The organism is Reichenbachiella sp. MSK19-1 (genome assembly GCF_003590315.1).
GTDB classification, from domain to species: Bacteria; Bacteroidota; Bacteroidia; order Cytophagales; family Cyclobacteriaceae; genus Reichenbachiella; species Reichenbachiella agariperforans.
The window spans coordinates 34,921-43,690 of record NZ_MIER01000001.1; the positions used below are offsets into that span (position 1 = coordinate 34,921).

Annotated in this window: 2 protein-coding genes; both read left to right on the forward strand. The window is 42.8% G+C overall.

Annotated features, from left to right (window positions below; genetic code table 11):
• The first annotated feature begins 1 nt into the window (after position 1).
• On the forward strand, positions 2 to 2,830 hold the full coding sequence (locus BGP76_RS00125) for a PAS domain S-box protein (protein WP_119843170.1): 2,829 nt from the start codon (positions 2 to 4) through the stop codon (positions 2,828 to 2,830).
• A gap of 158 nt (positions 2,831 to 2,988) precedes the next feature.
• Positions 2,989 to 8,770: choice-of-anchor L domain-containing protein (locus tag BGP76_RS00130; protein ID WP_147407335.1), on the forward strand; the 5,782-nt coding region annotated here is incomplete at its 3' end.

Consider the following 8,770-nt stretch of genomic DNA (forward strand, 5'->3'; position numbering starts at 1 on the left):
CATGATATCGCCAAAAAAACCAACTAATGAGAAACAAAGGCTGGATGAGTTATACTCGTATCAGATTCTCGACACGGCCATAGAGCAGAGTTTTGACGATATTACGAAGATTGCAGCCCAGATATGTGACTCGCCGATTTCATTGGTGAGTTTGATCGATCAAGATCGGCAGTGGTTCAAGTCGCATCACGGATTAGATGTGTCAGAGACACCGAGAGATTTGGCTTACTGTGCACATGCGATTCATTCACCTCAGGATTTGCTCGAAGTGTCAGACGCTTTCAAAGATGAGCGATTTCATGACAACCCATTGGCGACAGGAGAGCCTCATGTAAGGTTTTATGCGGGTGCGCCACTGGTATCATCCAGTGGCTATGCGCTAGGGACTCTTTGTGTAATAGATCATCAGCCTAAATCTCTAACTGAGGGACAAAAAGAAGCACTTTGGGCTTTGTCTCGACAGGTGAGTGCGCTTTTGGAATTAAAGAAATCTAATAGAATACTCGAAGAAACTAGAGTCGCTCAGTCTCAAACGGAGCAGACTTTTAGAGATCGACTGGAGAGAATTGGAGACATGGTATATGAGCTTGATCCGAAGGGTAAGTTTATTTATGTCAATCCTGTACTGATACGTATTTCTGGTTTCCCAGAGGATGAGCTACTCAATATGCATTTTTCAGAATTGGTTTACGAATCTGATATTGAGCGAGTGACGGAGTATTACATTCGAATACTTAAGAACAAAGAAGTTTCTTCCTATTTGGAGTTTAAAATGAAAGGTGTCAATGGGCCTGTTTGGGTAGGACAAACTGTAGAAATAGAGTTTGATGATTGGCAAGGTATACACATATATGGTGTAGCTAGAAATATCCAAGAACTGGTGGAAGCCAGAGACCGGATGGAAAAAAGTGAGGAAAAGTATAGATGGCTCTCAGAGTACTCCGCAGATATGATTTGTCTGCATGAGCCCGATGGTAGATATAAATATTTATCGTCATCAGTCAAAGACTTGTTAGGTTATGAACAAGATGAATTGATAGGGGTAAGTCTCTACGATCTGATTCATCCAGATTTGTTTCACACGTTTAAGAGTCAGGTAGATGTTAAATCATTGAATGAGTATGGTTTTTCGGGCATAGAATCGAGGTTACGTAAGAAGGACGGCAGTTATGTTTGGGTGGAATTTTATGCTAAGCCTATTTATAATGAGAAACAAGAAGTCGTCTCGATACAGTCCTCCACCCGAGATATCTCTAAACGGAGGAAGTTTGATGAAGCCATCCAACGAGCCATGCGGCTTGCAGAAAATGCCAAGCAAGAAGCGATAGCATCAGCTAAAGCGAAGGAGAATTTTCTCTCGACTATGAGTCATGAAATTAGAACACCACTGAATGCTATTCTGGGTGTAACAAATCTTTTGCTCATGGAAGAATTGGAGCAAAAACATCTTGACCATCTCAATTTATTGAAATTTTCTGGTGAAAACCTCCTTTCGTTGATTAACGATATTTTAGATTATAACAAGATAGAGTCTGGCAAGATTGATTTTGAAAAGGTAGATTTTAACCTGAGAGAAGTGTTGATAAATCTGAAGCAGTCGGTCATGCCAGAGGTGGACAAAAAAGGCCTAGAATTAGTCCTGAACTATGATGAGCAGTTGCCAAATATGTTTGTAGGAGACTCAGTTCGAATCACTCAAATTATCAATAATCTACTCAGCAATGCCGTCAAGTTTACGGAAGAAGGGTTTATCAAGTTGGATATATCCTTGATAGAAAGGAAAGGGAGTGTGGCGCAAATCCGATTTGAAATACATGATACAGGTATCGGTGTAGCGTCAGCCAATCAGTCCGTGATTTTTGAAAATTTTGCACAAGCCAGTGATGACACTACCAGAAAATTTGGTGGAACAGGTTTAGGGCTTGCTATTACCAAAAAGCTCCTGTTGCTTATGGGGAGTAAGATCAGTTTAGACAGTGAGCTAGGGTATGGTTCTATATTCTATTTCGATATTGAACTGCCGATAGGCAATGAGTTAGACGTTCTCCCTGATACTAAAAGTGGGTCGTCTGTTTTTGAAAACGTAGCAGATCGAGACATTCATATACTTGTCGCAGAAGACAACCGAGCCAATCAAATCGTACTCGAAAAATTCTTGCAAAAATGGGGGATGAAGGTGGAATTTGTAGAAAACGGACGATTGGCACTGGAGAGATCAAAGATCGAGTGCTATGATCTCATATTGATGGATCTTCAAATGCCGGAAATGGATGGGTATCAAGCGACACAAGAGATCAGAAAGCTGTCTACTACCTATGGACAAAACCTGCCTATCATCGCACTGACGGCATCTGCACTGTTGGATGTACGAAAAAAAGTGAAGGAGTTAGGGATGACAGATTATATAACTAAGCCTTTTAATCCAGAAGAATTATATAAGAAAATTCTGAAAAATACTGGTAAAGTCCTTAAGCGACTAGTAAGTCCTATTAATGATCCAATTAGTCTTCGTCTACACGAGTTGTCAGAAGGAGACCTTGATTTTAAAAAGGAACTGACTCAGCATTACCTAGATCAGTATGAGGGTTTTATGAGCAGTTTCTCAAAGGCAATGAAGGAACTTGACGAAAAAATGTTGAAGGAGGCTTGTTATGGAATCAAAACGAGCAATGAAGTTTTGGAATATACAGCTTTGGATCAAGTGATCGAAAGTGCACAGCAAGCCATGCTCGGTCAGGGCATATCTAAAGAGCAAAGTATCGAAGAAGCGACTAGAGCATACGAATCGATTACAGCTACACTTAGGGATATACTATCCCATGAACTTTGATTTTCTAAGAGTCAGTTAGAGTCACGTAGCAATTAAATGTAGGGATAGTCCGATCTGGAGGGTGTTTGATCTCACCGAGTAATCCTCATCGTTCAACGAGTCCTCCCATATAAGGGGTGTCCCTATGCTAATATTGATTGTTCATAAATACGAAGACTATGAAAACTCATTTCTCTACCAAAGAAAATCATTCAAAAATTAATAAGAGGGCATTTTTTGCGAAGTGGTCATTTTGCATGTTCCTATTGTATGCCGGACTCAGACTCAATGTGATGGCTCAAGCCACTATTGATGATGGAAGCGCAGGTGCTAACGCTCTGATGAGCCGCATAGAAGGTACAGGTGTTACTTTGGCTAACGGAACTTTCCCTAATCCTGGTGATGCGGGAGCCCAATATGGTACCTTCTCTAATGGTATTAGCGGAGCTAATCTGAGTGTAGATTCGGGGATAATTCTAGCTACTGGAAGTGTCACGACAGCTCTGTCGTCCAATGATGCAGCGAACTCGTCTGAGAATACGGGTAATACCTATAGTGATTCGGATTTGGTAGCGATAAATGCGAATGGCATATATGATGCAGCGATTTTTCAGTTTGAAATTACTACTGGGATCGATGTGGACGCTATTATTATTTCGTATCAGTTTGGGTCAGAAGAATATCCGGATTATGTATGTTCTCAATACAATGATGTCTTTGGTTTTTTCGTCTCAGGACCAGGAATTACAGGTACCCAGAATATTGCGCTTGTACCAGAGTCTGGCAATGTCGTAGCAGTCAATTCTGTAAATGGGGGAGTCTGTGGGAGTGCCCAGGATGGCACTGCGGCTGATTTGACTAAATCCAATTATTATATAGATAATAATGAAGGTGTACCAGGACCATTGTATATAGAGTTTAATGGAATGACCACTTTACTCAATGGTCGTATAGATAACCTGACGCCAAACACGACTTATACTTTCAAAATTGCAATTGCGGATGTTGGTGACGGCACTTATGATTCGGGGGTTATTATCAACCAAGTAGTTGGTTATAAATCAAACTCTGATAGTGATGGGCTTGACGATACAGCAGATTTGGATGATGATAATGATGGAATAGATGACATAGTCGAGGCAGGAGGTAATGAACCTAATGGAGATGAGGATGGTGATGGATTAGAAAATTGGAGAGATGCATTGGACAACAATGGTTTAGGGGATGGATCTACAACTGTCTATACTGATAGTGATAACAATGGATTTCCAGATGTGTATGATACTGACGGTGATGGGATTCCTAACCACCAAGATTTAGACAGTGATGATGATGGCTGTTATGATGTCGTCGAAGCAGGACATGCAGATTCGGATAATGACGGTATTTTGGGCAGTTCGCCTGTAGCATCAGATGGTGACGGTAGGGTAGATGGTCAGGGAGGTTATACCGGCACCAATAGTTACGTAACTACTGCTGGTGTAGCTGGTAACATTACTGGAGAGCCTGTAGCAGAGAGTACGACGCGGGATGGAGATGCTACATTTTCAGTATCAGCTACTGGCGATGACTTGGTCTATCAATGGCAAGAATTTAATGGCTCTGTATGGAATGATATAACCAACGGCGGATCTGCTCCTGGTTACTCTGGTGCGACTACCAGTAGTCTGTCTATTACCAATTTGCCACTGACGTACAATGGATATGATTATCGAGTAGTAATTACTAGTACGTCGTATGCTTGTACAGACCTGACGTCTGATGAAGTGAATTTGGAAGTATTGGCGCCTCCTTCAGATGCACCGGTAATTACAGATGATTTTTGTATAGAGGCAGCAGGTGCCGTTACTGAAGTGAGCGGATCTACTACTGAAAGCACAACTAACCTCGTCATAAGAATTTATGTAGCAAGTACCGAAACAGGTACTAAAAGTGAAGTCACTCCTAGTCAAGTAGTTTTCTCTTCAGGGTCTTGGACGGCCGAAGGACTATCTATCAGTGCAGGTCAGTGGGTATTTGCCACGGCAGAAAATGTAGACTTAAGTGAGCCAGAAGGAGATTTTTCGGCAGGCGTGATGGTACGTACAAAAACACCTGACCCTACTAACTCATTAGTAATCACATCTGACCCTGTTGCAGGCGATGCTACGCTAGAAGGTGAAGTCCTTGTTTCTACTACGTCTGCCTATGTCATTCAACTGTATATAGATGGAGTGAAAATTCCAGGAGCAGTAGCTTCTGTTCCTCAGGGTGCAGTAGCAGCTATTGGTTCTTGGATTATTGAGGATTTGGATGTGCCTTCGGCAGTATTATATGCCAATGGGATAGCTACTGTCACCATGGATAATCCTGACATAGCATTTTGTGAAAGTGATCCCTCTGCAGGTGTGCTTATCGCTTGTAACCCTACTAATACCATTGCATTGGATATGAATCAAAACCCAAGCGGGTGTGATTTGACTGATGGTTCTATTCAGATTAGTGGTTTGGGAGCTTCTCAAGCCTATACGATTAAGTACAAAAAAGACAATGTGGATGTGTCTACTAATGTGAATTCAAATGCGAGTGGAGAAGCAATCATTTCAGGACTCAATGATGGATCTTATACGGATATCTATGCAGACTTGCCTTCATGTCCATCCAATGTACTAGCCGGGCCTGTAGTGCTTAGTGAACCTACACCTGTTACTATTTCTCATCAGCTAACCTTTAGCCCTACCACATGCGGAGGGACAGAGGGATACATTAGATTGGGAGGGTTGTCAGGATCTTCTTCTTATACTGTTGACTATGAGAAAGACGGTACACCTGTTAGCCGTACTATTGCTGCCTCTGGCGGTCAGTTGACAATCAATAGTTTATCAGCGGGTAGTTATACAGATATTTCAGTAACCTCATCTAGTTGTACATCTAACGTGCTAGAGGGACCATATAACCTGAGTGATCCTTTGGCTCCTACTATTATATATGATACTGAAGAATCCCCGTCATCATGTTCTTCTACGGATGGCTATATTCGTTTGAGTGGTTTAGTTTTTAACAATGACTATGATTATCAATATACCAAAGAAGGGAGCTTGGTTAGTTCTGCTACCCCTTTGACGGCTGACGCGACAGGAGCTGTTCAAATCAACAATCTGGGTGCCGGCACATATGTCAATATTAGTGTCACTGAAACAGGTAATAATTGTCAATCGAATACCATAGCAAGCATAACACTGAACCCACCAGATATAGAGTTGGGTACAGTAGCATCGCCTACGACATGTAGTGGTGTAGATGGTTCTATCGAAATTATTAATTTGGCTGAAAACACTACGTATGACTTGGATTATCAAATAGGAGGATCTCCAGTCACAACGTTAACTTTTACAGCGAATAGTTCGGGAGATTATACTATCTCTGGATTAGCAGAGGGAGTATATACAGATATCACCGTTACGAACAGTACTTGTGTGTCCAATGCTTTGTCCACGACCTTGACGGATCCTACCAATCCAGTTATAGCTGAAGGAACTTTAGTAAATCCTAGTACCTGTGGAGGGGCAAATGGTAGTATTCAGTTGACAGGTTTGAATGTCTCAACTACCTACACGGTGGACTACACTTTGGGTAGTTTGGTCTCCCAAACATTGGCTTCTGATGGGAGTGGGAACTTAACAATTTCAAATCTTGCAGCAGGTGCTTATACTGACATTAGCGTCACGTTAAATAACTGTTCTTCTAATCAGTTGGCTTCTGTTACTCTGAGTGATCCTGCTAGTCCTACGATCACATTAGGGCAAAACCCAGAGGTGTGTGCAGGAGCTGCATCTGGAGACTTGGTATACAGTGCTACGACTAACTCTCCAGATACTTATAGCATTGATTTTGATGGGACAGCTGAGGCTTTTGGTTTTGTGGATGTATTAGGTGCTTCACTTTCAAGTAGTCCTATTACGATTGACATACCAACAGGTGCTGATCCTGATGTTTACAATGCAACCATTACTGTCACAAATTCATCAACATCTTGCTCAAGTATTGGCGAGGGTTTTACAATTTCAGTGATTGGGTTTCCTTCGGTACCTACTGTTCAAAACATAGTGACTAATGATCCAACACCTATCATTTCTGGCAGTGCAGATGCAGGCGTGTCTCTTGAAGTAGAGGTGGCAGGTGCTACATACAACTTGTCAGCAGACGGAAGTGGCAATTGGAGTATTGATACAGAGTCAGTGACTCCCGATGCTGGTACTTTTAATCCAGACGTGAATGGAGTCAATGAAGTGTTGGTTACTGCAGGAGTCTCTGGGTGTGAAGTGTCAGATGTTACTTCTAACGAACTGACTATAGATACTACACCTCCTACGGTAGATATTCAAAATGAACCATCAGTGATTTCTAGTTCTTCAGCTTTTACAGTCACAATTAGTTTTGACGAGGATGTTTCCAATTTTGTGCTGACTGATGTAGTCATTAGCAATGGGTTTGGGTCCAATTTTCAAGTCGTTGATGGGAGTACTTATACCCTTGATATTACACCAGATATGTCTGATGATGTAACGATTGATGTACCAGTTTCAGTAGCCAATGATGAAGCAACTAATGATAATACTGCAGCTATTCAGGCTGTGGTGCCTTTAGCACCAACGTCACCTACAGTTTCGAGCCAAATAACCAATGATCTGACACCTGTTATCACAGGTACGACTGGTACTGGTGTAGAACTTGACGCTGACGAATCTATGACTGTTGAAATCAATGGTGCGACTTACGCAGTGATCCCAGACGCAAGTGGCAACTGGAGTGTAGACACAGAGACGGCAACTCCATCGAGTGGTACTTTGGGTACATTTTCTAATGGAAACAGTTATGAAGTGATAGCTATTGTAGAAGATGGAGGAGGAAATCAAGCAACGGACATAAGTTCCAATGAGATAATAATAGATACAGTAGCTCCCACTGTACCAACCGTAGTTAGTCAAGTTACTAGTGACACGACACCTGTTATCAGTGGAACGACAGGCACAGGCGCAGCTTTGTCTGGAGATGAAAATATGAGAGTGACTGTTAATGGCGCAACGTATAATGTAACTCCTGATGCAAGTGGTAACTGGAGTATAGATACAGAAACGGCTCCTGCTATATCTGGTACTTTGGGAACATTCACAGATGGCAACACTTACCCAGTAGTAGCGACTGTGACTGATGTAGCAGGTAACACAGCAACAGATGCGAGCACCGATGAGTTAGTGATAGACACGACGGATCCAACCGTACCCACGGTAGTAAGCCAAACAACCTCAGACACAACACCAGTGATCACAGGAACGACAGGCACAGGGGCAGCATTGCCATCCGGCGAGACGATGACAGTAACGATCAACGGCGCAACGTATGCAGTCACTCCTGACGCAAGTGGTAACTGGAGTGTAGATACAGAAACTGCTACGCCAGCGATCAGCGGAACAACAGGCACCGGCGCAGCATTGCCATCCGGCGAGACGATGACAGTAACGATCAACGGCGCAACGTATGCAGTCACTCCTGACGCAAGTGGTAACTGGAGTGTAGATACAGAAACTGCTACGCCAGCGAGTGGTACTTTGGGAACATTCACAGATGGCAACACTTATCAAGTAGTAGCAACTGTGACAGACGGAGCAGGTAACACTGCCACAGATGCGAGCACCGACGAGTTAGTGATAGACACGACGGATCCAACCGTACCCACGGTAGTAAGCCAAACAACCTCAGACACAACACCAGTGATCACAGGAACAACAGGCACAGGGGCAGCTTTGCCTGGAGATGAAAATATGACAGTAACGATCAACGGCGCAACGTATGCGGTAACCCCTGACGCAAGTGGTAACTGGAGTGTAGACACAGAGACCGCTACGCCAGCGAGTGGTACTTTGGGAACATTCACAGATGGCAACACTTATCAAGTAGTAGCAACTGTGACAGACGGAGCAG

Excerpts from the sequence above, each read along its gene's own strand:
- BGP76_RS00125 (WP_119843170.1), top strand. The coding sequence starts at position 2 with ATGATATCGCCAAAAAAACCAACTAATGAGAAACAAAGGCTGGATGAG.